General features: G+C 69.4%; 22 protein-coding genes. 17 read left to right on the top strand and 5 right to left on the bottom strand.

Translation table 11 applies throughout. The annotated features are described in order from the left end of the window. Nucleotides 1-39: 39 nt before the first annotated feature. From kdpB to kdpF, 3 genes are all read right to left on the bottom strand, one after another. Complete coding sequence (gene kdpB, locus AC07O8_RS18370) at nt 40-2,121, bottom strand: potassium-transporting ATPase subunit KdpB (RefSeq protein WP_495049483.1); 2,082 nt, start codon at nt 2,119-2,121, stop codon at nt 40-42. 211 nt (nt 2,122-2,332) lie between these two features. Then, nucleotides 2,333-4,126 (bottom strand): potassium-transporting ATPase subunit KdpA, encoded by a 1,794-nt coding sequence (gene kdpA, locus AC07O8_RS18365; RefSeq protein WP_495049395.1) that lies wholly within the window; start codon nt 4,124-4,126, stop codon nt 2,333-2,335. Nucleotide 4,127: 1 nt separating this feature from the next. Continuing rightward, entirely contained in the window at nt 4,128-4,217 is a 90-nt protein-coding gene (gene kdpF / locus AC07O8_RS18360; RefSeq protein ID WP_297525706.1) for a K(+)-transporting ATPase subunit F, read from the bottom strand. Nucleotides 4,218-4,647: 430 nt separating this feature from the next. On the opposite strand from kdpF, the gene AC07O8_RS18355 reads away from it, so the two are divergent. Together AC07O8_RS18355 and AC07O8_RS18350 are read left to right on the top strand one after the other, a co-directional pair. Continuing rightward, entirely contained in the window at nt 4,648-5,766 is a 1,119-nt protein-coding gene (locus tag AC07O8_RS18355; RefSeq protein WP_495049394.1) for an ABC transporter substrate-binding protein, read from the top strand. A 283-nt stretch (nt 5,767-6,049) separates the two neighbouring features. Next, the gene (locus AC07O8_RS18350) at nt 6,050-7,429 is read left to right on the top strand and encodes a TAXI family TRAP transporter solute-binding subunit (RefSeq protein WP_495049393.1); all 1,380 of its coding nucleotides are present in this window, start codon (nt 6,050-6,052) and stop codon (nt 7,427-7,429) included. 74 nt (nt 7,430-7,503) lie between these two features. Here the strand turns inward: AC07O8_RS18350 and AC07O8_RS18345 are convergent, their stop codons facing one another. Beyond that, nucleotides 7,504-7,944 carry a hypothetical protein gene (locus tag AC07O8_RS18345; RefSeq protein ID WP_495049392.1) on the bottom strand — a complete coding sequence of 147 codons (441 nt, stop codon included), beginning with the start codon at nt 7,942-7,944 and terminating at the stop codon, nt 7,504-7,506. A 402-nt stretch (nt 7,945-8,346) separates the two neighbouring features. On the opposite strand from AC07O8_RS18345, the gene AC07O8_RS18340 reads away from it, so the two are divergent. The 3 genes from AC07O8_RS18340 (at nt 8,347) to AC07O8_RS18330 (ending at nt 11,522) form a co-directional block, all read left to right on the top strand. Beyond that, nucleotides 8,347-10,221 (top strand): carbohydrate-binding module family 20 domain-containing protein, encoded by a 1,875-nt coding sequence (locus tag AC07O8_RS18340; protein ID WP_495049391.1) that lies wholly within the window; start codon nt 8,347-8,349, stop codon nt 10,219-10,221. Nucleotides 10,222-10,315: 94 nt separating this feature from the next. Beyond that, the gene (locus AC07O8_RS18335; RefSeq protein ID WP_495049390.1) at nt 10,316-11,041 is read left to right on the top strand and encodes a hypothetical protein; all 726 of its coding nucleotides are present in this window, start codon (nt 10,316-10,318) and stop codon (nt 11,039-11,041) included. Nucleotides 11,042-11,099: 58 nt separating this feature from the next. Beyond that, complete coding sequence (locus tag AC07O8_RS18330; RefSeq protein ID WP_495049389.1) at nt 11,100-11,522, top strand: hypothetical protein; 423 nt, start codon at nt 11,100-11,102, stop codon at nt 11,520-11,522. Between the two features lie 91 nt (nt 11,523-11,613). Here the strand turns inward: AC07O8_RS18330 and AC07O8_RS18325 are convergent, their stop codons facing one another. Continuing rightward, nucleotides 11,614-12,285, bottom strand: coding sequence for a TetR/AcrR family transcriptional regulator (locus AC07O8_RS18325; protein ID WP_495049388.1), 672 nt, complete (start codon nt 12,283-12,285; stop codon nt 11,614-11,616). A 114-nt stretch (nt 12,286-12,399) separates the two neighbouring features. Here AC07O8_RS18325 and AC07O8_RS18320 point away from each other — a divergent pair, with 114 nt between their 5' ends. The 12 genes from AC07O8_RS18320 (at nt 12,400) to AC07O8_RS18265 (ending at nt 24,972) form a co-directional block, all read left to right on the top strand. Then, nucleotides 12,400-13,584 carry an MFS transporter gene (locus AC07O8_RS18320; protein WP_495049387.1) on the top strand — a complete coding sequence of 395 codons (1,185 nt, stop codon included), beginning with the start codon at nt 12,400-12,402 and terminating at the stop codon, nt 13,582-13,584. A gap of 198 nt (nt 13,585-13,782) precedes the next feature. Further along, nucleotides 13,783-14,259, top strand: a complete 477-nt coding sequence (locus tag AC07O8_RS18315; protein WP_495049386.1) for a DUF2147 domain-containing protein — start codon at nt 13,783-13,785, stop codon at nt 14,257-14,259. Nucleotides 14,260-14,282: 23 nt separating this feature from the next. Continuing rightward, nucleotides 14,283-15,176, top strand: coding sequence for a TorF family putative porin (locus AC07O8_RS18310; RefSeq protein ID WP_495049385.1), 894 nt, complete (start codon nt 14,283-14,285; stop codon nt 15,174-15,176). A 65-nt stretch (nt 15,177-15,241) separates the two neighbouring features. Beyond that, complete coding sequence (locus AC07O8_RS18305) at nt 15,242-16,927, top strand: xylulokinase (protein ID WP_495049384.1); 1,686 nt, start codon at nt 15,242-15,244, stop codon at nt 16,925-16,927. Further along, entirely contained in the window at nt 16,924-17,586 is a 663-nt protein-coding gene (locus AC07O8_RS18300) for a class II aldolase/adducin family protein (RefSeq protein WP_495049383.1), read from the top strand. The genes AC07O8_RS18305 and AC07O8_RS18300 overlap by 4 nt, the downstream gene beginning before the upstream one ends. Next, nucleotides 17,586-19,127: an aspartate aminotransferase family protein gene (locus AC07O8_RS18295; RefSeq protein ID WP_495049382.1), complete on the top strand. Its 1,542-nt coding sequence runs from the start codon at nt 17,586-17,588 to the stop codon at nt 19,125-19,127. Before AC07O8_RS18300 ends, AC07O8_RS18295 begins: the two co-directional genes overlap by 1 nt. Nucleotides 19,128-19,135: 8 nt before the next feature. Beyond that, nucleotides 19,136-19,801 carry a hypothetical protein gene (locus AC07O8_RS18290; protein ID WP_495049381.1) on the top strand — a complete coding sequence of 222 codons (666 nt, stop codon included), beginning with the start codon at nt 19,136-19,138 and terminating at the stop codon, nt 19,799-19,801. Between the two features lie 201 nt (nt 19,802-20,002). Beyond that, entirely contained in the window at nt 20,003-21,073 is a 1,071-nt protein-coding gene (locus tag AC07O8_RS18285) for an SPFH domain-containing protein (protein WP_495049380.1), read from the top strand. Nucleotides 21,074-21,125: 52 nt separating this feature from the next. Beyond that, nucleotides 21,126-22,727, top strand: a complete 1,602-nt coding sequence (locus tag AC07O8_RS18280; protein WP_495049379.1) for a DUF4178 domain-containing protein — start codon at nt 21,126-21,128, stop codon at nt 22,725-22,727. Nucleotides 22,728-22,849: 122 nt separating this feature from the next. Continuing rightward, a complete protein-coding gene (locus AC07O8_RS18275) occupies nt 22,850-23,074 on the top strand; it encodes a DUF350 domain-containing protein (protein WP_297525741.1) in 225 nt (74 codons plus the stop codon). Nucleotides 23,075-23,089: 15 nt separating this feature from the next. Beyond that, nucleotides 23,090-23,917, top strand: a complete 828-nt coding sequence (locus AC07O8_RS18270) for a hypothetical protein (RefSeq protein ID WP_495049378.1) — start codon at nt 23,090-23,092, stop codon at nt 23,915-23,917. A 203-nt stretch (nt 23,918-24,120) separates the two neighbouring features. Then, nucleotides 24,121-24,972 carry a hypothetical protein gene (locus tag AC07O8_RS18265; protein WP_495049377.1) on the top strand — a complete coding sequence of 284 codons (852 nt, stop codon included), beginning with the start codon at nt 24,121-24,123 and terminating at the stop codon, nt 24,970-24,972. The last annotated feature ends 236 nt before the right edge of the window (nt 24,973-25,208 follow it).

The following is a 25,208-nucleotide window of genomic DNA, read 5'->3' as shown; positions in this document are numbered from 1 at the left end:
GAGTTCGATTGCGTGGTTGTCATGATGGAGTCCTCCGCGTCACACGAGGTGGAGCGCGACCAGCAGCAGGTCGATCGCCTTGATGCCGACGAACGGCACGATCAGGCCGCCGAGGCCGTAGATCCACAGGTTGCGGCGCAGCAGCGCGGCCGCGCCGATGGGCCGGTAGGCGACGCCCTTGAGCGCCAGCGGGATGAGCGCGACGATGATCAGCGCGTTGAAGATGACGGCCGACAGGATCGCGGACGCCGGGCTGTGCAGGCCCATCACGTTGAGCGCGGCCAGCTGCGGGTACACGCCCAGGAACATCGCCGGGATGATGGCGAAGTACTTCGCCACGTCGTTGGCGATGGAGAAGGTCGTCAGCGAGCCGCGCGTCATCAGCAGCTGCTTGCCGGTCTCGACGATCTCCAGCAGCTTGGTCGGATTCGAATCCAGGTCGACCATGTTGCCGGCTTCCTTCGCAGCCTGCGTGCCGCTGGCCATGGCCACCGCCACGTCGGCCTGCGCCAGCGCGGGGGCGTCGTTGGTGCCGTCGCCGGTCATCGCGACCAGGCGGCCTTCGGCCTGGTAGTCGCGGATCAGCTTGAGCTTGGCCTCGGGCGTGGCCTCGGCGAGGAAGTCGTCGACGCCCGCCTCGGCCGCGATCGCCGCGGCGGTGAGGCGGTTGTCGCCGGTGATCATCACCGTGCGGATGCCCATCTTGCGCAGCTGCGCGAAGCGCTCCTTGATGCCGCCCTTGACGATGTCCTTGAGCTCGACCACGCCCAGCACGCGGGCCTGGCCGTCGTTCAGGTCGGCCACGACCAGCGGCGTGCTGCCGCGGCGCGCGACTTCCTCGGCCACCGCGGTGACCTGCGCCGGCATCTGGCCGCCGTGCTGCTCGACGAAGCGGCGGATCGCCTCCACCGCGCCCTTGCGCAGCTGGCGCTTGGGCGCCGCGGGATCGCCGAAGTCGACGCCGCTCATGCGGGTCTGCGCGGTGAAGGGCACGAAATGGGCCTGCAGCGTCGCCAGCTCGCGCTCGCGCAGGTTGAAGCGCTGCTTGGCCAGCACGACGATGGAGCGGCCTTCCGGCGTCTCGTCCGCCAGCGAGGCGAGCTGCGCCGCGTCGGCCAGCAACTGCTCCTGCAGCGTCGGGGCCGGCAGGAAAGCGCTGGCCTGGCGGTTGCCCAGCGTGATCGTGCCGGTCTTGTCGAGCATCAGCACGTCCACGTCGCCGGCGGCCTCGACCGCGCGGCCGGAGGTCGCGATCACGTTGGCCTGCATCAGCCGGCTCATGCCGGCGACGCCGATCGCGGACAGCAGGCCGCCGATGGTCGTCGGGATCAGGCAGACCAGCAGCGACACCAGCGCGGTGATCGACACGACGGTGCCGGCGCCGGCGGCCTCGACCGCGAACAGCGAGTACGGCAGCAGCGTCACGGTGACGACCAGGAACACCAGCGTCAGCGCCACCAGCAGGATGGTCAGCGCGATCTCGTTGGGCGTCTTCTGGCGCTTGGCGCTCTCGACCATCGCGATCATGCGGTCGAGGAAAGCCTCGCCCGGGTTGACGGCGATGCGCACGACGACCCAGTCCGACAGCACGCGCGTGCCGCCGGTGACGGCCGAGAAATCGCCACCCGATTCGCGGATCACCGGCGCGGATTCGCCGGTGATGGCGCTCTCGTCGACCGACGCGACGCCTTCGATGACCTCGCCGTCCAGCGGCACCAGGTCGCCGGCCTCGACCAGCACGACGTGGCCCTTGCGCAGCTCCTCGGACGCGACCGGATGCCAGGACGAGCCGTGGCGCGGGGTCTCGAGCTTCTTCGCCCAGGTCTTGGCCTTCAGGCCGCGCAGCGAGGCGGCCTGCGCCTTGGAGCGGCCTTCGGCCAGCGCCTCGGCGAAGTTGGCGAACAGCACGGTGAACCACAGCCACAGCGCGATGGCGAGCATGAAGCCGGGGCCTTCGGCGCCGGCCAGTTCCGGATCGGCGAAGCTCGCCAGCCACAGGCCGGTGGTGAGGATGCTGCCGGCGTAGACGACGAACATCACCGGGTTGCGCAGCTGCGTCGACGGGGCCAGCTTGATGAAGGAATCGCGGATCGCGGGCTTCACCAGCGCGGGGTCCCACATGCCGGTCTTGGCGTTGGCGCGCGGGGGCTGCGGGTCCTGCCCTTGCGGACCGGGCGAACCTTGCGGACCTTGAGGACCTTGGGGACCTTGCGGGCCGGATCCGGAGACCTTGGCGCCGCCGAGGACCTCGGTGCGGGCCGAGGCCTTGGCATCGGCCGGTACCGAGGTGTGGAGGGTCTTGAGTTGATTGGTCATGATGGGCTCCGAAGCTTTACTTCCAGAGCATCAGGTGCTCGACGACGGGACCCAGCGCGAGCGCGGGCACGTAGTTCAGCAGGCCGACCAGGAGGACGGTGCCGATGAGCAGGACGACGAACAGCGGGCCGTGGGTGGGCAGCGTGCCCTCGCCGACGGGGATGCGCTTCTTGGCGGCCAGGCTGCCGGCGATGGCCAGCACGGGGACGATGACCAGGAAGCGGCCGAGCCACATCGCGATGCCGAGCAGCGTGTTGTAGAACGGCGTGTTGGCGGACAGGCCGGCGAAGGCGCTGCCGTTGTTGTTGGCCGCCGAGGTGAAGGCGTAGAGGATCTCGCTGAAGCCGTGCACGCCGGGGTTGGCGATGCCGGCCTTGCCGTCCGCGGCGAGGACCGCGATGGCCGTGCCCGCGAGCACGACGATGGGCGTCACCAGGATGGCGACGGCGCTCATCTTCATCTCGAAGGGTTCGATCTTCTTGCCGAGGTACTCGGGCGTGCGGCCGATCATCAGGCCGGCGATGAAGACGGCCAGGATGGCGAAGACCAGCATGCCGTACAGGCCGGTGCCGACGCCGCCGAAGACGACCTCGCCGAGCTGCATCATCACCAGCGGCACCGCGCCGCCGATGGGCGTGAAGCTGTCGTGCATCGCGTTGACCGCGCCGCAGGAGGCGGCGGTGGTCACGACGGCGAACAGCGAGCTGGCGCTGATGCCGAACCGCGTCTCCTTGCCTTCCATGTTGCCGCCGGCCTGGAGCTCGGTGGCCTGGATGTCGACGCCCTGCGCGGCGACCTGCGGGTTGCCGGCCTGCTCGGCGGGCGTGGCGACCAGCACGCCGACGACGAACAGGAGGCTCATCGCGGCCAGGATCGCCGCGCCCTGGCGGCGGTCGCCGACCAGTTGTCCGAAGCTCAGGCACAGCGCGGCCGGGATCACGAAGATCGCGACGATCTGCAGCAGGTTGGTGAACGGGGTCGGGTTCTCGTAGGGATGCGCGGAGTTGGCGTTGAAGAAGCCGCCGCCGTTGGTGCCCAGCATCTTGATGGCTTCCTGCGAGGCGACCGGGCCCATCGCGAGCGACTGCTCCTGCGTGTGCTGGTTCTCCATCACGGGCTCGCCCTTGGCGTCCTTCAGCGGCTGGCCGTCGGCGCCGAGCCTGGGCGTCTGGTAGTCCTGCGCCTCGACCGTCTGCACGGTCCGGTAGCCGTCGAAGTTCTGGATCACGCCCTGCTGGACGAAGATCACGGCGAACACGAGGGACAGCGGCAGCAGCAGCCACAGCGTGCAGCGGGTCATGTCAGCCCAGAAGTTGCCGACGTGGCCGGACAGGCGCGAGGCGAAGCCGCGGATCAGCGCGAACACGACCGCGATGCCGGTGGCGGCGGACAGGAAGTTCTGCACCGTCAGCGCGAGCATCTGCGTGAGGTAGCTCATCGTCGACTCGCCGCCGTAGCCCTGCCAGTTGGTGTTGGCGACGAAGCTGATGGCGGTATTGAACGCCGAGTCCGGCGTGACCGCGCCCATGCCTTGCGGGTTGAGCGGCAGCACGCCCTGCAGGCGCTGCAGCGCGTAGACCGCGATGACGCCGATGAAGTTGAAGATCAGCAGCGCGATGGCGTACTGCTTCCAGCCCATGCCTGCTTCGGGCTTGATGCCGGCCAGGCGGAAGATCGGACGCTCGATGGCGGCGATCCAGCCGGGCATCTGCCCTTTGGCCAGGGCGGTGATCCAGCGCGCGAGCGGCCAGGCCAGCAGCAGCGTGACGACGAGGTAGAGGGCCAGGTTGGCCCAGGCGAGGTTCGTCATGTCAGAACTCCTCCGCCCGCCACAGGGCGACCAGGAGATAGACGAACAGACCGGCGGAGATCAGTCCGGTCAACCAGTAGAGCGCGCTCATGGCTTGGCCTCCAGGCGATGGCTGGCGACTGCCAGGCCCACGGCCACGAGGAACAGCACGACGCTCAATCCGAGAAAGAGTGCATCCATTTTTTTGGGGTCCCATGCCCCCTCCATGAGGGCGTGATGGGATGGATGAACTCTAGGAACGGGGGCCTCAAGGGGCTGTAGAAGCTCGGGGCGGGGGTATCAAGATTCCATAAAGATCACCCCTCGGCGCCCCTCCAGACCCCTGGACACCCCCGCCACCCCGGTTTGGCCCGCGGCGCAGAGCAACACCGCTTCCTTCGGGACATGTTTCAAGATGAAGCGGCCGTGACGTTGTCCACAACTCACCGGGAAAATCCGGGGTTGCGGTGATTGCAGGGAGTTTCTGTCGACGTCGTCACCGAAGATCCTGGCCTTTCCAAAAGCGCCCGGAAGTCAGCCTCATGAACCGCCGTCACCTGCTCCAGAACTTCGCCGCCCTCGCCGGCGCCGGCAGCCTGCCTGCCTTCGCCGACAACTCGCGCATCGTGCTGGGCCAGTCCGCGCCTTTCAGCGGCCCGGCGAAGGAACTGGGCGAGCAGTTCAAGGAAGGCGCGATGCTGGTCTTCGACCAGGTCAACCAGCGCGGCGGCGTGAACGGGCGGCGCATCGAGCTGCGCAGCATGGACGACGGCTACGAGCCGGAGCGCTGCGCGGCCAACACGCGGCGCCTGATCGAGGACGGCGTCAACGCGCTGTTCGGCTACGTGGGCACGCCCACGACGCTGGCGGCGGTGCCGCTGCTGACGGCGGCCAAGATCCCGCTGGTGGCGCCGTTCACCGGCGCGGAGGCGTTGCGCACGCCGTTCAACCGTTTCCTGTTCCACATCCGCGCGTCCTACAACGACGAGGCGGCGGAGATCGTCAAGCAGCTGACCGCGGTGGGCATCACGCGCGTGGCGGTGTTCTTCCAGAACGACGCCTACGGCCAGGCCGGTCTGGCGGCGGTGACCGCGGCGCTCAAGCAGCACAAGCTGGCCCCGGTGTCGCAGGGCACGGTGGAGCGCAACTCGGTGGACGTGGCCGCGTCGGTGACCGCGGTGATGGCGGGCAAGCCCGAGTGCATCGTGCAGGTGGCGGCCTACAAGTCCTGCGCGGCCTTCATCCGGGGCGCGCGCAAGACCGGTTTCCTGGGCAACTTCTACAACTTCTCGTTCGTCGGCGCGCAGGCGCTGGCGTCGGAGCTGGGCAAGGACGCGCGCGGCGTGGTGGTGTCGCAGGTCGTGCCCTTCCCGTTCTCGGGCCTGACGCCGATCGCCGGCGAATACCTGCAGCGCGCCAAGGCCGCGAAGGTGGACGTGAGCTACACCGGGATGGAAGGCTTCGTCGCCGCCAAGACGATGGTGGAAGGCCTCAAGCGCGCCGGCAACGACCCGACGCCGGCCAACATCATCAACGGCCTGGAGGCGCAGAGCCAGCTCGACCTGGGCGGGTTCTTCATCAGCTTCTCGGGGCAGAAGCACGCCGGTTCCCGGTACGTGGACATGACGATCCTCACGGAGGACGGCAAGGTCCGGCGTTGATCCGCCTCGCGGAACGGGCATGAGGGGCCGCCGCGTCCGCGGCGGCGGGCCCCGCGGCGCGGCACGACGGCTGCCGCTCTGCAGCGAAATCAGGCGTAACAGTCCGGCCACCACGCCTCGAATACGATGGGCCGATCCCCTCCTCGGCAAAGACCCAGTCCATGCGACGCGTCGGCATCACGCTCATGCTCACCCTTGCGACCACCGCTCATGCAGGTGACCAGGCCTGCGTGCGACCCTGCAACGCGCAGGCCCGAGCCTTCCGCGCCCAGGGTGGCAAGCCATGACCCCGATTCAGCAATGGCATGCCACCCGCAGCCTGCGCCTGCTGCTGCAGACGCTGCGCGACATGATGGTCTCGATGGGGCCGCTGCTGCTGCTCGGCGGCGGCTTGCTGGTCGCGGCCTACTGGTGGCTGGATCCGCAGCCGCCGCGTGAGGTGCGGCTGGCCACCGGCCCGGCCGGCAGCGCCTACGCCGCCTTCGGCGAGGGCTATGCGAAGGCGCTGGCGCGCGAGCGCATCCAGGTGTCGCTGATCGCCAGCGAAGGCGCGCAGGACGATCTCGCCCATCTGCGCGCGGGCACCGCCGATGTGGGCTTCGTGCGCGGCGGCATGGCCGATCCGGTGGCCGACACCGAAGCCGGCATCGTCTCGCTGGGTAGCCTGTTCTTCGAGCCGATCTGGGTCTTCTACCGCCGCGATCTCGGCATCGCGCGCCGCCAGCCCGGCGGCGAACTGCAGCGCCTGACCCAGCTGCGCGGCCTGCGCGTCAACGTGGACCAGGACGGCAGCGGTATCCCGCAGATCGTCGAGAAGCTGCTGACGCTGAACCAGCTGAAGCCGACCGATCTGCAGCTGTCCAATCTGTCGCCGGACGACGCCGGCGCGGCGCTGCGCCAGGGCCGGCTGGACGCCGCGGTGCTGATCTCGGCGCCGCAGTCCGGCCTGATCCGCGCGCTGCTGCGCGACCCGGCCATTGCGCTGATGGCCTTCGAGCAGAACGAGGCCTATTCGCGCCACCTGCCCTTCCTGTCCACCGTGACGCTGCCGCGCGGCGTGGTGGACCTGGCGGCCGATCTGCCGCCGCACGACGTGCCGCTGCTGGCCACCACCACCGCCCTGCTGGCACGCGAGCAGACGCACCCTGCGCTGCGCCAGCTGTTCGCGCAGGCGGCGCTGGGACAGCACAGCGAGGCCGGCTGGTTCAACGGCGCGCGCGACTTCCCCAACACCCGCACCAGCGAGCTGCCGGTCAGCGCCGAGGGCGACCGCGCGATCAACGGCACGCCGCCGGCCTGGGCGCGCTACCTGCCGTTCTGGGCCGGCAATCTGCTGGAACGCATGTGGCTGGTGGTCGGCGGCCTGCTGGTGCTGATGCTGCCGCTGTCGCGCGTGGTGCCGCCGCTCTACACCTTCCGCGTGCGCTCGCGTGTGTTCCGCTGGTATGCGCGGCTGCGCGAGGTGGAAGCCAAGCTGGAAACCGGCACCGGCGGGCACGAGGCCTTGCTCGACGAGCTGGACGAGCTCGACCGCGTCACCCACCGCATCGCGGTGCCGCTGTCCTATGCCGAAGAGCTCTACGCGCTGCGCAACAACATCCATGCGGTGCGCAAGCGCCTGCTGGCGCAGCGGCCCCGTCAGGCAGACGGAGCGACCGGCTGATCAGCGAGCTGCCCTGACTCGGAGCCTTGCGTGCCCCTGAGCCTGCGCGCCTGATCCCTGCGGGGTTCGACCGCTCATACCTTGGCGAGGAACGCCGCCGCATCACCCGCTTCACACTTCCAGTCTGCGAAGACCCCGACCAGATTGCATTCCACGCAGTGGCAGGCGATGTAGTACCAGCGCACGTCATGGGTGCCCTCGTACACGGAGACGCCGGACATCAGCTCGAACACCTCGTTCTCGCACACGCACTCGTGCGTCTCGGGCGCGGCGTCTTCGACGTGGTCCGCGCTGTCGCCCATCAGGTGGTCCTGACCGCAGTCGGTGCAGGTGCGGATCGCCACGCCGGCTTCTTCATCGGTCTGCAGCGCAAAGGTCCGGCACCCGCAATCGCATTTGGACGCGGCAAACCTGACAGCCTCATGGCGATTCGCAATGCTGTAGCTGCGCAACTCGGCTTGGGTATCGCCAGACGTCGTCCCGTACCAGAACTCGCCCTTCTTCGTCAGTGCCATTGATGCTGCTCCATGCTTCAAGGTGGGCTTCCCGGCAGGCTGACGCCGGGCTCGCCCCATTCATCCGGATTTTGCGTTGAGCCAGGCTTTACAAGCGAACACGTGCGTGCGGTCCTGTTGTGATCCCGCCTGCCAAGCCCGACGACCTGTGCCCCCGGTGAGCGTCGACATCCCAACGCCGTCATGCCAATCAGTAGCCAAACTACGTACTGAAACAACTCCAATCCGTCGCCTTCATAGGCAAACGGCGTGACTTGGTAGTTTTCCTACGTAATTTCTGAGCGGGCGTGTCTAGAGTGGAGGCACTTTCCGAACTCGGAAAGCCGGCCATGGCAGGCAGTCGAATGGCCGAACCCAGCTGCCCCACGACGAGGGCGGCGGCCGACCAACACCGGAGACAACATGCCCCAGCAGCCCTTCTCGAGCCGCAGGCTCGCCCACGCCCTGACCGCCGCCGTCAGCGCCGCGCTCGCCGCTTTCGCCAGCCCCGCGCAGGCGCTCAACCCGAACGCCACGTCGGTGCAGATGTTCGAATGGGCCTGGCCCGACATCGCCACCGAATGCACCCAATGGCTGGGCCCCAAGGGCTTCGGCGGCGTGCAGATCTCCCCGCCGGGCGCGTCCAAGAACGCCAACGGTTGGTGGGGCGTGTACCAGCCCGTCAACTACGCCAACCTGACCAGCCGCATGGGCACGCCTGCCCAGCTGCAGAGCATGATCAACGCCTGCCACGCGGCCGGCGTGCGCGTGCATGCCGACATCGTCGTCAATCAGATGGCCGATGGCAGCGGCACGGCCACCGACGGATCGACGTGGAACGCCGCGACGCTGAGCTATCCCTTCTTCAGCGCCAGCGACTTCCACGCCAACTGCAGCATCAACGACGCCGACTACAACTCGCCGGCCGGCCGCAGCAACGTGCAGAACTGCCGCCTGGGCGGCCTGCCCGACCTGGCGACCGAGAGCAGCTACGTGCAGGGCCAGATCGTCAACTACCTGAAGGCCCTGCTGGCGCTGGGCATCGACGGCTTCCGCATCGACGCGGCCAAGCACATGCCGGCCGGCGCCTGGACATCCATCATGAACGCCGTGAAGGCGACCTACCCCAAGACGCTGCAGGGCGAGGACATCTGGATCACGCAGGAGATCATCAACGACGGCGAGGTGGACCGGCCCAGCTACTTCCCCATCGGCACGATCAATGAGTTCCAGTTCCCGTACGCGATGCGCGACGTGTTCCGGGGCACCAACGGCAACACCCTGTCCAGCATCCCGAGCATCATGGGCACGTGGGGCAACTGGGGCGGCACCTGGGGCTTCATCCAGCCGCAGAACGCCACGGTCTTCGTCACCAACTGGGACACCGAGCGCAACGGCAGCTCGCTGAACATCAACAACGCCGCCAACAACGACGCCGCCAATCAGCGCTACACGCTGGCCAACATCTTCATGCTGGCCCAGGGCTATGCCGAGGCGCAGCTGTACTCCGGCTTCAAGTTCAGCAACACCGACGCCGACCGCCCCACGACCAGCCCCTACAGCGGTGGCGTGCCGCAGATCAACGTGGTGTGGGACTTTGCCCACCGCTGGACGCCGCTGGCCAACATGGTGGGCTTCCGCAATGCCAGCATCGGGCAGGCGCAGCAGAACTGGATCGTCGGCGACAACGGCAACCAGGTCGCCTTCAGCCGCGGCAACGTCGGCTTCGTCGCGCTGAACAACAGCGGCAGCGCCTGGACCCGCAGCTTCGCCACCGGCCTGCCCGCGGGCACGTATTGCAACATCATCAACGGCACGAAGAACGCCGCCGGCACCGGCTGCACGGCCGACGCGGTGACCGTGGACGGCAGCGGCAACGCCAGCTTCACGGTGCCGGCCAACACCAGCGGCAGCACGCCCGCGGTGGCGATCCACGCGGGCCAGAAGACCAGCGGCGGCGGTGGCGGCGGCACCGGCACCTGCGCCGTGACCTTCACCATCGCCAACGCCAACACGGTGGTGGGCCAGAACCTGCGCGTGGTGGGCAGCGTGACCGGCCTGGGCGCCTGGGCGCCGGGCTCGGGCTTCGCGCTGACCATCCAGGGCTCGGGCGCCAACGTGCCGTGGACCGGCACCGTCGCCCTGCCCGCCGGCACGGCGATCCAATACAAGTACGTGAAGTGGAACGGCTCCACCGCCGTCTGGGAAAGCAACCAGACCACGAGCAGCGGCAACCGCGAGTTCACGAGCTGCGCGAGCGGCTCTCAGGCTCGGTCTGACGGCAATTTCAAGTTCTGAGCTGGCCAAGAGTCATTTGCACCCGCCCCGCCAACCCGGCAACATGGGCCGCTAGCCGCCGGGCCGTCCGGCGGCGCCTTGCAGGGAGCTTGTCATGGCACGTGCCGTCGTTCCAGGTCCCATCGGGTTGGACGTCGCCCGGCTGACGTCCGATCCGGGCACGAAGTGGATTGGCGACTCGCCGCGCCCAGGGCCGATCGGCCTGGACGCGTCCGCAGGCGACAACTGGATGCTCGTGGCCGCGGACTTCACGCCGCCGGCGAACGCCCCGTACGTGCCCGCGCCGCAGAAGCCCATCGCCACGCCCGAGGGCGAGGCCCGCGGGCTGACGACCGGTGAGATCGCGATGGCGCGGCTGCTGTTCAAGGACGCGCTCGACTACACGATCATCAAGGTCCACAACGACGAGTACCTGCCCTTCGGACTGCAGCCCGACGACACCGCCATGACGCCCAACGGCGAGATCTACTTCAACCCGAAGCACTTCAAGGAAGACTTCTCCCTCACCGACGTCTACACCCGCCAGTGGTTCATCCACGAGATGGTGCACGTCTGGCAGTACCAGCTCGGCTATCCGGTGCGGCTGCGCGGCGCGATCCGCATCGGCCTCGGTTATGACTACGAGTTGAAGTCGGGAACCACCCTCGGCGACTACAACATGGAGTCGCAGGGCGACCTGCTGGCCGACTACTTCGCGCTGAAGCACATGAATGCGCCCGAGGCGATGCGGCAACAGCAGTTCGCCAATCAGATCACGCTCTTCGAAGAGGTCCTGAATGCCTTCCTCCAGAACCCGTCCGACAAGTCGAACCTGCCTTGAATCCGCGCTGGCGCTCGCCTTCTGCGCCTCGCTGAGCACGGCCTGCGCCACATCCCGCATGGGTGACGCCGAGGTCCGGCTGCAGGACGGCCAGCCCTGCTTCACCATCTCCGCCAAGGAGGCCGCACGGGGACCGACGATCCGGCTGCAGGCAGTGATCGTGAGCGACACCTCCGTCTCGCCTGTCGGCCGGGTCTGGTCGGTGATGCTCGATCAGCAGCGCCTGCCGACGATGTCCCCCGAGCGCTGCGCCGCCTACGGCCAGACGCCGGAGGGCGCCACGGCCAAGCCCACGCCGGTGCCCGAGCTTCAACCGGGCAAGGTCTATCAGGTGCACCTGAACACGAGGTCGTCGGATGCCTCCGATCCCACGCGCGGGTACGTCGGCAAGTTCTGCTTCATGCCCGATGGGGCGAACGGTCAACGGCTGGTCGCGCTGAAGCCCGGTTCGCGCGAGTGGATGGAAGAGGTCTGTCGCTGAGGTCTCGACGCGTCACTGCGGAGAGCCCGCGCGCTGCGCGCGCCCCTCACCCCGGCCCTCTCCCGCAAGCGGGAGAGGGAGTCGGAGGGCCTCAGCGCATCACCTTAGACAGGTGGCTGGCCATCATCCCCGCGGCGATGCGCGCGACCTCCTTGGGCTTGAGGCTCTCGTCGAAGAGCATCTCCACCGTCGCGTAGATCAGCTCGACGACGATGCGGCTCGCCAGCTTGAGCTCCGCGCGCTTCGCGCCCGGCAGCGCCTTCACCAGCAGCCGCGTCTGCGCCTCGGTCACCGCCGCGTGCGAGGCCAGGCGCACCTCCTGCAGCGCGGGCACGGCCCGCATGGCCCGCATGATCCACACGCCCGCCGGCGTGTCGCGCGTGACCGCGTAGGTATCGAGCAGCAACTCGGCCAGCGCCTCCTCCAACGCCGGCACGCCGCCGCGGATCACCTCCACCGACATGCGCCTGGCCACGCAGTCGTTCTGGCGTTGCATCAGGCGCTGCCCCAGCTCGTGCAGCAGCGCGTACTTGTTGGGGAAATAGCGGTACAGCGCCGGCGGCGACACGCCCGCCCGCATGCACACCAGGTTGGTGGACAAGCGCTCCACGCCCACCTCGATCAAGGTCTGCGCCGCGGCCTCGAGGATGCGTTCGTAGGTCTCCGTGGCGCGCTGCTGCGCGGGCAGCTTCTTCGCGGCCAATGAGGGCTCCGGTGCGGAGTCCAAGGCGATGTCGGATGTCTTGCGGCGCGTCTGGGGCATGGGCATGGACCGGCGTGAGCACTGCGGGATTGTTCCAGGGTTGGCGAGCACTCCGGAACGATAGCCATGACTATAAGATCTCCGCTCATCTTCCAACGCATGGTTTGCGCCGAGATGAGCACACTCCCCCTCACCGTGGCGGCGTCCGCCTCGACCAGCACGCGCGGCGCGCAGGCCCTGGCGATCGCCGTCGGCTCGGTGGCGCTGCTGATGCTCGGCCTGCAGCCGCTGCTGCTGGGCGCGCTGCTCGAGGCCGGCCATGTCACCCTGGAAGGCGTCGGCCTCGTCGCCATGGGGGAGATCGTGGCCCTGGGCCTGGGCGTGCTGATCGGCGACCTGGTGCTGCCGGTGCGTTCGCTGCGGTCGATCACCGTCTTGGCCGCCCTCGCCGCGGCAGCGCTGAACCTCGTCACCATGCGGGTCGCGGGCGATCTGGCCCTCGGCCTCGTCCGCGCCGGCGCCGGGATTGCCGAAGGCCTGATGGTCTGGAGCACCACCGCGGTCATCGTCCGGGCCGCCGTGCCCGAGCGGCTCGCCGGCCTCTTCTTCGTCGTGCAGACCTTGGCGCAGTCCGTGCTCGGCCTCGCGCTGGCGCATCTCGTCATTCCCTCGCACGGCTGGCCGGGCGGCTTCGCGGTGCTGGCCGGGTTGTGCGGCGCGGCCGCGCTGCTCGCCCTCGCCTTCGCCCGGCCGCTCGGGCCGCTCACGCCCACCGTGAGCCAGGTCGGCATCGGCATGACCTGGACCCGGCCGCGCATCGGCACGCTGCTGGTCGTCTTCCTCCAGCTCGCCACCCTGGGCGCGTTGTGGGCCTATGCGGAGCCTCTGGGCACCCGCGCCGGCTTCTCCCCGCTGGCTGTCCAGACGCTCATCGCCGCCGGACTCGGCATGCAGGTCGTCGGTGGCAGCATCGGCACGTGGCTCGTGCGGCGGCTGCCGGTGCGTACCGTCCTGCTGGGCTGCGCGGTCGTGCTCGGGCTCAGTGCCCTGGGCATCGCGCGAACGGAACAAGGCGGCACCACGGGCTTCGCCGCACTGTGCGGGCTGTTCACCTTCACCTGGCTGTTCATGCTGCCGTTCCAGATGGCGCTCGCCTTCCGCGTCGACGGCAGCGGGCGTGTCGCCTCGCTGGTGCCCGCCGCCCAGCTCTTCGGCAGCGCGTTCGGGCCGCTGATGGCCTCGCTGGTCGTCACCGGCGACGAGGTCGCGCCCGTGCCGTTCGTGGCCGCGGGGTTCGCGGCGCTGGCGGTTCTCGCGCTGCCTCTGACGCGCACGCCCGCCCGGCACGCTGCGGATTGATAGAAGGCTTTCGTACTTCCACTGCCGCTGGCCCTCACCCCTGCCCTCTCCCACAAGCGGGAGAGGGAGCAAGACGGCGCCAGCACGTCCAACGTCGACCGCCAGGGTTTCTCCGCAAATCAAATTCGATAGTCATCGCTATACCATAGCCATCACTATCCAATTGACGCGAGGGCGAGACCCTCCGGAGAGGACGCGATGGCAGCTCGACAAGCCCTTCCCCGACTAAGCGCTTCGCAGACGCCGGCCTGGCCGGCCGCGAGAACGGGCATCGCGGCACTGTGCCTCGCGCTGCTCCCGGGCCTGGCGACGGCCGTCGGACCGGACGACGCCAAGGGCCGCTGGCTGAGCGCCGACGGCGGCGCCGTCATCGAGTTCAAGCCCTGCGACGACAAGCCGGCCGCGCTGTGCGGCCGCATCGTCTGGGACAAGGACGCCGGCAAGGCCAACGACACCTGCGGCATCCAGATCGCGCAGCTGGACCGCTACGAGAACGAGGCCTGGCGCGACGGCTGGGTCTACGACCCGCGCGACAAGAAGAAATACAAGGGCGCGCTGCGCGTGAAGAGCGGCGACCTGTACATCCGCGCCTACATCGGGACCGAGATCCTCGGTCAGACCGAGCAGATGAAGCGCGTGGCCGAGCTGCCCGCCTCCCCCGTCTGCAAGTCCTGAACGACAGCACAAGGAGCTCCGAGATGACCCGCACGATCCCCGCCTTCCTGCTCGTCGCCGGCCTTGCCGCGACCGGCGCGCTCTGCCCCGCGGCCGCCCGCGCCGACGAGACCGGCACCGCCACGATGGGCGTCGAGACCGAAGTGAAGCTGCTGTCCGACCTGCGCAACCGCGGCATCTCGGACTCCGGTCGCAAGCCCTCGCTGCAGCTGGGCGTGCAGCTCGCGCACGAGTCCGGGATCATCGGCCTGGCACAGCTGTCCACCGTCAGCAAGAAGGCCTTCACCGACGGGGACGGCTTCAACCTGCTGCTCGGTACCGGCTACCGCTTCGGCGATCCCGACGGGTGGCACTTCGGCGTGGGCCTGGCCAAGGAGTTCTTTCCGGGCGCGAAGTTCGACGCGCCTCACGGCATCGACATGGAAGCCGGCGTGCCGGTGGACTTCCGCCGCACCCGCTACGACACTGCCTACGCCGTGCTGGAGATCGGGTGGGGCAAGCTCGAAGGACGCATCCTCAACGTGCTCTCGCGCACCTACCGCGGCGCGGACACCGGCGGCGTCTGCGGCCAGATCCTCGTCGCCGCCGTGGATCCCACGCCGGCCCTCGAGTGCTACGCGCGCGGCGACCAGAACTCCCGCGGCAGCCTGCTCTACGACCTCACCTACCGCCATCCGCTCACGCCCACCACCACGCTGAACCTGCACGCCGGCACGCAGAAGATCCGCCACTTCCAGGAGGCGGACTTCAGCGATTACTCGATCGGCGTCACCCACGTGCGCTGGGGCCTCAACTTCACCGCCGAATGGGTCGCCACCCGCACCCATCGGCCCGAGCTCTTCATGATTCCCGACGGCGACGGCTGGAAGCGCCAGGACAACAACACGGTGGTCGTCTCCGTGTCGCGCAAGTTCTGATGGCGCCTCCGGTGTCCCCGCATCGATCGCCGTCTCCGCCGTCTCCGCCGTCTCCGATGTCTTCGATGTCTTCGATGTCCCCGATCTCGTCGGCCTTGCCCACCCCGTCGACTTCGGGGGCCTCGGCGACCTCCCCGCTGGTGCTGGCGGTGGACCTCGGCACCAGCGGCTGCAAGTGCGCGCTGGTGAGCGGGCGCGGCGAGGTGCTGGCCTGGGCCTTCCGTCCCGTCCCCTTGCAGGTCGACGGCGTGCGGGCCGAGCAGGACCCCGAGGCCTGGTGGCAGGCGTTGCTCGACGCGGCCGGCGAAGTGCTCGCGCCCGATGCCGCGCGCCGTCGGCGCGTGTCGGCGGTGTGCTGCTCGACGCAGACCGAAGTGACCGTCTGCCTCGGCCGCGACGGCCGCGCGATCGGGCCGGCGTTCAGCTGGCTGGACGCGCGCGGCGCAGGCGCGATCCGGCGCCGGCTGCGCGGCCGCTGGCTCAACATCGAGGGCTATGCACCGCACAAGCTCTGGCGCTGGCTGCGCCTGACCGGCGGCGCGCCGTCGCTGAGCGGACGCGACGCGGCGGGCCACATGGCCTTCATCCGCGACGAGTCGCCCGCCGTCTACGACGCGACGCGGTGCTTCCTCAACGCGCTCGACTACCTGAACTACCGGCTGTGCGGGCGCGTCTGCGCGACGCAGGACTCCATCCTCACCAGCTGGGTCACCGACAACCGCGATCCCTCGTGCATCCGCTACGACGCGCGGCTGATCCGCGCGCTGGACCTCAACGCGGACAAGCTGCCGGCGCTGGTCCGCTCCACCGACCTGCTGGGGCCGCTGCTGCCCGAGGTCGCCGCCAGGCTGGGCCTGTCGGCCGACACGCCGGTCGTGGCCGGCGCCGTCGACACCTCCGCCGTCGCGGTCGGCGCCGCCGTGACGGACTTCGAGACCCACCTCTACCTGGGCACCTCGTCCTGGCTGGGCGCGCATGTGCCGACCATGCGCACCGACGTGCGCCACAAGATCGCGGCGGTGCCCTGCGCGGTCGACGGCCGTTATCTCGCGCTCGCGCTGCAGTCGACGGCCGGCGCCAACCTGTCCTTCCTGCGCGACCGCATCCTGTACCACCCCGACGAGCTGGCGTCCGACGAGGAACACCCCGCCGTCTACGAGCTGCTCAACACGATCGCCGCCCGGGTGCCGCCGGGCGCGCGCGGGCTGATCTACATGCCGTGGCTCTTCGGCGAGCGCACGCCCGTGGACGATCCGCTGCTGCGGGCGGGGCTGCTCAACCTCTCGCTGGCGCATTCGCGCGAGGACATCTTCCGTGCCTTCCTCGAGGGCGTCGCGCTGAACACGCGCTGGATGATGGCGCCCTTCGCGCGGCTGCTCGGGCGCTCACCCGGCACCATCGCGGCGGTCGGCGGCGGCGCGCAGAGCGATGTCTGGTGCCAGATCCTCGCGGACGTCACCGGCCAGCCGATCCGGCAGCTCGAGAACCCCATCCAGGCCAACGCGGTCGGCGCCGCCTTCCTCGCCGGCATCGGCACCGGCGCGCTGCGTTTCGGCGATCTCCCGTCGCTGCGCCGCACCCGTCGCGTCTACGAGCCCACGCCGGCGCTGCGCCGGCTCTACGACGACAAGTTCGAGGCCTTCAAGGACGCCCACCAGCGCCTGGCGCCGCTGTACCGCCGCCTCAACCGCGCGCCCGCGACAGGCGCGGCGCACGGTGCGGAAGGCGTCGCAACGGGGGCCGCCGCATGAAGCACGAGATCGAGCGCCGCCACGTGGTGGATCTCTGCCTGCGGCTGTCCGAGCGCGGCTACTTCGCCGGGACGGGCGGCAACCTGATGCTGCGCATCGACCGGGAACTCGTCGCCGTCACGCCCTCGGCCACGGACTACCTGGTCATGCGGCCGGAGGACGTCTGCGTGCTTCGCCTGGCCGATCTGGCCGTCGTCGACGACGCCAGCGGCGGCGAACGGCTGCCCTCCGTCGAGAGCGGCCTGCATGCCCGCGTGCTGCGCGCGCGGCCCGACGTCGGCTGCAGCATCCACACGCATCAGCCGCTGGCGAGCGCCTGCGCGCTGATCGGTCAGGCGCTGGCGGTGCCGGAGGCGATGCGGCGATGGCTTGGCACCGAGGTGCCGGTCGTCGGGTATGCGCCGTCGGGGACCGCGTGGCTCGCGGGCAAGCTCGCCAAGGCGGTCCGCCCGGACCGACATTCCTACCTGCTGCGCAACCATGGCATCCTGTGCTGCGCTGCGGACAGCGCCACCGCGCTCGAGGCGGTCGAGCGCCTGGAGACGCTGGCTCGCGATCTGCTCGCGGCGCGCATCGACGAACGCGCCCGTCGCGAGCCCGGCCAAGCGGCCCGGCTCACGGTGGTGCGCGATCTGCTGCTTTCTCTCAAGGGACCGTGATGTCTACGCTTGCCTCCGCCCCCGCCTCGGCCGCCGCGTCCGCGCCGCATGAGACGCATGACGACCGCGCCGCGCCGCCCTCCGGCGCCTTGCCGCCGGACGCGCCAGCGGTGCCGTCCTGGCCCGACACGCACGCGCTCTACCAGCGCTTCGCGGCGCTCGTGAACCAGCCGATGCGGCCGATCCGCCCGGACGCGATGCCCAAGGTCCTGCGCTGGTTCGACGACCACTGCGCCGGCTCCAAGCGTCTCGCGGCACGGGCCGCCACCGTGATTCCCGGCGGCGTGCAGCACAACCTCGCGTTCAACCATCCGTTCCCGCTGGCGATCACGCGCGCCGAGGGCGCCCACCTCACCGACATCGACGGCAACCGCTACATCGACTTCCTGCAGGCTGGCGGACCGACGCTGCTGGGCGGCAACCCGCCGGGCGTGCGCGCCGCGGTGCAGGCGCTGCTGAACGACTGCGGTCCGGTCACCGGGCTGCTGCACGAGTACGAGATCAAGCTCGCCGAACTCGTCTGCCGCCACATGCCCGGCGTGGAGATGCTGCGCATGCTGGGCTCCGGCACCGAGGCGGTGATGGGCGCGGTGCGGCTGGCGCGCACCTTCACCCGGCGCCAGCGCGTGATCAAGATCGGCGGCGCGTACCACGGCTGGAGCGATCAGCTGGTCTACGGCATGCGGCTGCCGAAGACCGGCCGCATGGAGGCCATCGGCATTCCGCGCGGCGCGACGGCGAACACCCAGGAGTGCCTGCCCAACGATCCCGAGGCGCTGCGCCGGCTGCTGCGCTGGAACCGTCTGCGCGGCGGCACGGCCGCGGTGCTGCTGGAGCCCTTCGGGCCGGAAAGCGGCACGCGGCCCGTGCACCGCGAGTTCAATGCCCAGGTCCGCGCGCTCTGCGACGAGTTCGGCGCGTTGCTGATCTTCGACGAGGTGGTGACGGGCTTTCGCGCCGGCATGGGCGGCGCGCAGGCCTACTTCGGCGTGACGCCCGACCTCACGGTGCTGGGCAAGTGCCTGACCGGCGGCTACCCGATGGCGGGCGCGATCGGGGGCAAGCGGGAGATCATGATGTCGCTGGTCGGCGGCATCGGGACGACCTCGCGGCGGGCCTTCGTCGGCGGGACGCTGTCGGCGAATCCGCTCAGCTGCGTGGCGGGCTACCACGCGCTGCTGGAGGTGGAGCGCACCAACGCGCCGGCAGTGGCGGGACGCGCCGGCGAGCGTCTGCGCATCGGGCTGGACGAGATCATCCAGCGACGCGGACTGCCGTACGTGGCCTACAACCTCGGCTCCATCGTGCACCTGCAGACCTCGGGCGTGCTGCTGCTCGACACGAGCAGCCTGTGGAAGCTCCTCCAGGTCAAGGACGAGGCCAAGCGCCGCAAGCACATGATGGAGGAGATGGGCGCAGCGTTCACCGCGCACGGGCTGATCTCCGTGGCGGGCAGCCGGCTCTACACGAGCCTGGCCGACACCGACGAGGTCATCGACGACGCGCTGAACCGCTTCGACGATGTGATGGCGCTGGTATGAGCGCTGATATGGTCGCTGATATGGGCGCTGAAGTGAGCGACGCCACGCTCGCCGACACCTGGCGCGGCCTTCGGCAACGGCTGCTGGCGCGCGGGCTCATGCCGGGCGACGCGGACAGCCTCTCGCTGCGCGATCCCGCGAGCGGGCGGATGGGCTGGGGAACGGCCACGGACGCATCGATGCGCAGTTCGCCGCTCGCTCCTGCCGAAGGCTTCGGCGCAGGCGCGCCGGCGCTGCATCGAACGGTCTATGTGGCCCGGCCCGATGTCTGCGCCGTGCTCGTCGGTGGCGGCCCGTTCTGCCGCCAGATCGCGGCCTTCGGCGGATGGATGCCGGCGGTCTTCGACGAACAGATCCGCCAGCTCGGCCACATGGCGCGTCCCACCGATCACCTGTCGCAGCTGCCGGTCGCGCTGGCCGACGGCGGCAACGTGGCACTGCATGCGGGTCAGGTCGTTCTGCTGGGGATGACGCCGTCGCGGCTCGCGTTGAACGCCGAGCTCTTCGAAAAATGCGCGAAGGCCTGGGTCACGGCGACAGCCACCGGCGCGAAGGTCCGTCCCCTGCCCTGGCTGGTGCGTCACGTCGCCAACGGCAGGCTCATGAAGGAAGAGGCGCGTGCCCGCGAGCAGGTGCGGCAGGGCAAACCGCCGATGGAGACGCGCGGGTATTGATGCGGCGTGCGGGCATCGTTCCCAGCCACCTGGAGGAGGTCTTCCACGGAGCCTAGTCGCCGCGCTTGCGTCGAGGCACCTCGGGCGCTGTCGCCCCATCCGCACAAACCTCCCCCCTCGGGGTGACGAAGGTCGCCCCGCCGCTGAGGGATACTCCTCCGCGACGGTCGGTTTGGACCGTGCCTTTCGTGGAGCAGCGCCATGGGCCTGATGGACTTCATCAAGAAACAGTTCATAGACATCATCCAGTGGACGGAGGACGACAACGGCGTCCTCTCGTACCGCTACCCGATGCAGGACTTTGAAATCCAGTACGGCGGCTCCCTCACCGTGCGCGAATCGCAGATGGCCGTCTTCGTCAACGAAGGCAAGGTCGCCGACGTGTTCGGCCCCGGCATGTACAAGCTGACCACGCAGACGCTGCCGGTCCTGACCTACCTCAAGAACTGGGACAAGCTCTTCGAGTCCCCCTTCAAGAGCGACGTCTACTTCTTCTCCACCCGCCAGCAGATCGACCAGCGCTGGGGCACCACCCAGCCCGTCACCATCCGCGACAAGGACTTCGGCGCGGTGCGCCTGCGCGCGTTCGGCAACTACTCGTACCGCATCGTCGATCCGAAGAAGTTCCACACCGAGATCTCCGGCACCCGCGAGCGCTACACCGTCACCGAACTCGACGGCCAGCTCCGCGGCCTGATGCTGCAGCACATCTCGGACGCGGTCGCCCAGTCCGGCATCCCCTTCCTGGACCTCGCGGCCAATCAGGTCGAGTTCGCCAAGGCGCTGCAGGAGGCCAACGCCGCGTCCTTCGACGCGCTCGGACTCAAGCTCGAAGGGGTCACGCTGCAGAACGTCTCCCTGCCCGAGGAACTGCAAAAGATCCTCGACCAGAAGATCGGCATGGGCATGATCGGCCAGAACATGGGCCAGTTCCTGCAGTACCAGACCGCCCAAGCCATCCCCAAGCTCGCCGAGGGTGTCGGCGCGGGCGGCGGCGGCGGCATCGCGGGCGATGCGATGGGACTGGGCGCGGGACTGGCGCTTGGCCAGACCATGGCGCAGCAGCTGCAGCAGGGCTTGTCCGGCGCCAACCAGGCCGCCGCACAAGCCGCTGCACAAGGTGCCGCGCCCGTCCAGCCGCAACCCGTCAGCGCCAGCGCCGACGAGGTGCTCCTGCTGCTGGAGAAGCTCGGCGACCTCAAGGCCAAGGGCATCCTCACCGACGAGGAATTCGCGGCCAAGAAGGCCGACCTGCTGAAGAAGCTCAGCTGACGCCGTGCGGCGTCTCGGCGTCTCCCCCGGCATGACTCGCTCCGGATCCTGATTGGCCACCGCTTCCCCCCAGCGCCGCTGGCAGGCGCTCTGCCCGAACTGCGGAGCGCCGGTCGAGTTCGCCTCGGCCGCGTCCGCCAGCGCCGTCTGCAGCTATTGCCGCGCCACGCTGCTGCGTGAAGGCGACGCGCTGCGCAAGATCGGCACCAGCGCGGAACTGTTCGAGGACTACTCGCCGCTGCAGCTCGGCGCCGCCGGGCGCTACGCGGGCGCGGGCTTCGTCGTCGCCGGCCGGCTGCAGATGGCCTATGCCGACGGCAGCTGGAACGAGTGGCACCTCCTCTTCGACGCCAGCGCCGACCAGCCGCCCCGCAGCGGCTGGCTGGCCGAGGACAACGGCAGCTTCGTCATCAGCTTCGAGGCGCCGCTGCAGGAGCGCGCGCCCGATCCCGCCACGCTGCGCCCCGGCGGGTTGCAGATGCTCGCGGGCTCGGCCTGGCAGGTCGCGTCCATCGTCGACGCGACGCTCGCCGCCGCCGAGGGCGAACTGCCGCATCCGCCGGAGCTGGCGAAAAGTTATCCCGTCGTCGACCTGCGCAACACGGCCGACGAGGTCGCGACGCTCGAGTACAGCGATCCGGCACGGCCCACCTGGTCGATCGGCCGCGCGGTCCAGCTCGCCGACCTGGCGCTGACCGGGCTGCGCGAGGCCAGCGGCGCCACGCTGCAATCGAAGGCGCTGCCCTGCCCCAACTGCGGCGCCTCGCTCGAACCGAAGCTGGGCACGACGCAGTCCATCGTCTGCGGCCAGTGCCAGTCCGTCGTCGACGTTTCCCAGGGCGCCGGCGCCGATCTGGCCGCCTATCGCCAGAACACCGGCGGCGAACCCCAGATCCCGCTGGGCACGACCGGACTGCTGGCGGTCGAGGGCGGCACCCCCAAGCCCTGGCAGGTCGTCGGTTACCTGGAGCGCTGCGACCTCCCCGAGTCCGGCGAGGACGAACAGACCTTCTGGCGCGAGTACCTGCTGTTCAGCCGCATGGAGGGCTTCGCCTTCCTCGTCGACACGGAGGACGGCTGGAGCGTCGTGCGGCCGATCACCGGCGCGCCGTCGAACGCGGGCGCCAAGTCGGTCCGCTACAAGGACAAGGACTTCAAGCACAAGTGGACCTACACCGCGAAGGTCACCTACCTGCTGGGCGAGTTCTACTGGCGCGTCAAGCGCGAGGAACACGCCCTCGTCCGCGACTATGAATGGCGCAACGGCACGCGGCTGGAGCTGCTGAGCAGCGAGCAGGCCGGCAACGAGGTGACCTGGAGCCATGGCCGGGCCGTCGACGCCGCCGAGGTGCGCCGCTTCTCCGCGCTGCCCGAGGACAAGATGCCGGCGCTGCGCCGCGACGTGACGTCGGGCATGGATCAGGGCAAGCTGCTGCGCAACATCATCATCGGGATCTTCGTCATCGCGGTGCTGTTCGCGCTGCTGCGCGCCTGCAGCAAGGACGACTGCGACCGCTACAAGGACACCTACGGCGAGAGCAGCGCCGAGTACCAGCAGTGCAAGCGCAGCAGCCGCGGCTCCGGCGTGGGCTACGTCGGCTCCAGCGGCGGCTCCTACGGCGGCTACAGCAGCGGCGGCGGCGGCCACAAGTAGTCACCAGTCTCACCCAGAGTCACTCAGAGTCCCCCGACGACGACGGCGATCGCGGAGACACTCCGGCGGCCCGGATCTCCGACCGCCGTTCTTCACCGATATCAAGTTCCCAGGAGAACGACATGGAAGGTTTCGAATGGCTCAAGCCCGCGATCGTGCTGGGCTCCATCCTGTACGCCCTCATCGGCGTGCTGGTGTTCTGGATCAGCTTCGTCGTCATCGACAAGCTGACCCCGTACAAGTTGTGGGAAGAGATCGTCGAGCACAAGAACATGGCCCTGGCCGTCGTGGTCGCGGCGATGTGCATCTCCATCGGCCAGATCGTCGCCGCGGCGATCCACGGTTGAACTGAACAGACCTTCATGCGCCCCTTCGTCCGATCCGTCGTCCCCTTCGCGCTGGCCGCCCTGGCGGCGACCGCCGCCGGCCCCGTCGCCGCGCAGCAGCAGGCCTACAAGCCGCCGCCGCCCGCGAAGTCCACCGGCATCGCGCCCAAGGGCGACTTCACGAAGGACCTGCAGCGCGCGCGGCCCGACGCGGATCCGGGCCAGGCATTCGGCAGCGAAGGCTCGGACGAGGCCTTCCGCGCCAAGGCCGAGGCCGACGCCCTCCGCAAGGCCAATGCGGCAAGCCGGCACGACCTCATCAAGCGCACCGGTTCGCGGCTGGTGCTGCCGACCGTTTCCGGACGACCGGAGCTCTTCGACAGCGTCTGGCCCAATGCCAGCGGCCACGGCGAGGCGGCCTATGAGGACTACCGCTTCGACGGCCTGTCGCCGGACCGCGAGTTCTTCGTCGTGCGCGCGACCTATTACGACAGCAGCGACGTCATCTGGGTCTCGCGCCAGGACGGTGAGCGCTACCGGCTGCGCGCCACGCCCAAGCCCTCGCCGGACGGCAGCCTGCTGGCGGTCGTCAGCGCCTCCGAGGCGACGGACTTCAACGGCATCCTGATCTGGGAGCGCGCGTCCAGCCGGCTGGTCGAGAAGTTCCGCCACGAACCCGGTGATCGCTACGCGCAGTACCGCTTCATGCGCTGGAAGGACAACCGGACCATCGAACTCGAGCGCACCACCCAGGGCGATCCCCTCACCTGCCCCCAGGCCATGGAAGAGACGCTGGTCGTGCTCGCGCGCGAGGGCGACAACTGGGCGCTCAAGGACGTCTCGGCGCCGCGCTGCAGGCGTTGAAGACTTCATACGCGCAAGGCCTGACCCCGCCGGGGCAGGTCTTGTCACCAGGCGTAAGTTGTGTGGGACAGCGAACGGAGCGCTTTTAGACTGCGGCGCCCAGCCCTCTGATCCGCTCGCGCCCGCAGTCCCGTCCGATGTCGTCCGCCTTGTCCGCCGTTCCGGAAGCCCTCCCGGCAGCCTTTCCGGAAGCTGCTCCCACCATGCCCCGCGGCCACACAAGTGCCACTAGCCGCACCAGTCGCACCAATCGCATCCATTGCGCCGACCACGCACTCGGCGCGCTCGTCGCGCTCGCGCTGATGTTCACGGGACTCGCCGCCGAGGCCTCCTCGAACGCCTGGCCCGCGCCGCCCCGCCCTGCCGCCTCTGCCGGCTTCGCCCCGCGCGGCATGCTGTTCTCGCCCTCGTCCTCCCTCGCCGGCGCTTCCGTCGCCGAGGAAGGCTCCGACGAGCAGTTCCGCGTCCAGGCCGAAGCCGAGGTGCTGCGCCGCATCGGCGTGGCGGCACGTCGCGAGGACTTGCGGCTGTGGTTGCCCGTCGCCAAGGGACGACCGGTGATCCTCGACAGCCAGCGCGCCGACCCCAACGATCCCACCCTGCCCGCCGTCGATTTCCGCCTCGACGGCCTGTCGCCGGACGGCCAGTTCTACGTCGTGCGCGCGACCCTGGCCGCCGGCAGTGAACTGCTGTGGATCTCCCGCGCCGACGGCACGCGCTATGAGATGCACGGCAACGTCAATCCGTCGCCGGACGGGCGCTACCTGGTCGTGACGCACGCGTCGCCGGGTGCCGAGTTCAACGGCGTCGTCCTCTGGAGCCGCGAGGATGGCCGCCTCGTCGAACGCTACCGCTTCCAGCCCGGGGCGGACCAGACCGCGATCAGCTTCCGCTTCATGCGCTGGCGCGACGCGGACACGGTCGAACTCGCGCAGTTCGCCGAGGTCGACGCGACGACCTGCGACCTGGGCACGCTCAGCTCCACCGCGCTGCTGTCCCGCAAGGCCGAGCGCTGGATCCTGCGCAGCGCCAGCGGCCAACGCTGCGACCGCTGAGGCGCTCGGCGCCTTCGCCGCTGCCTTCGCCCTTGCCCTCGCCCTCGCCCTCGCCCATGCCCATGCCCTCGCACTCGCACTCGCACTCGCACTCGCGCCCGGCATCTCCGCGGCAGGCCGCCTTATCACGTTATTCCAGCCTGTCCGGGCGTCGGATCACCCTAGAGTTGCATCCGTTGTGACGCCCGGTAATCGAACTTGTAACAGCGTCGGGCGGGGACCTAGGATTTCGCCAC

The organism is Roseateles sp. GW821-FHT09G09, assembly GCF_059415965.1.
Note: the sequence above shows the minus strand (reverse complement) of the source record. Positions and strands in the feature narration are given on the sequence as shown.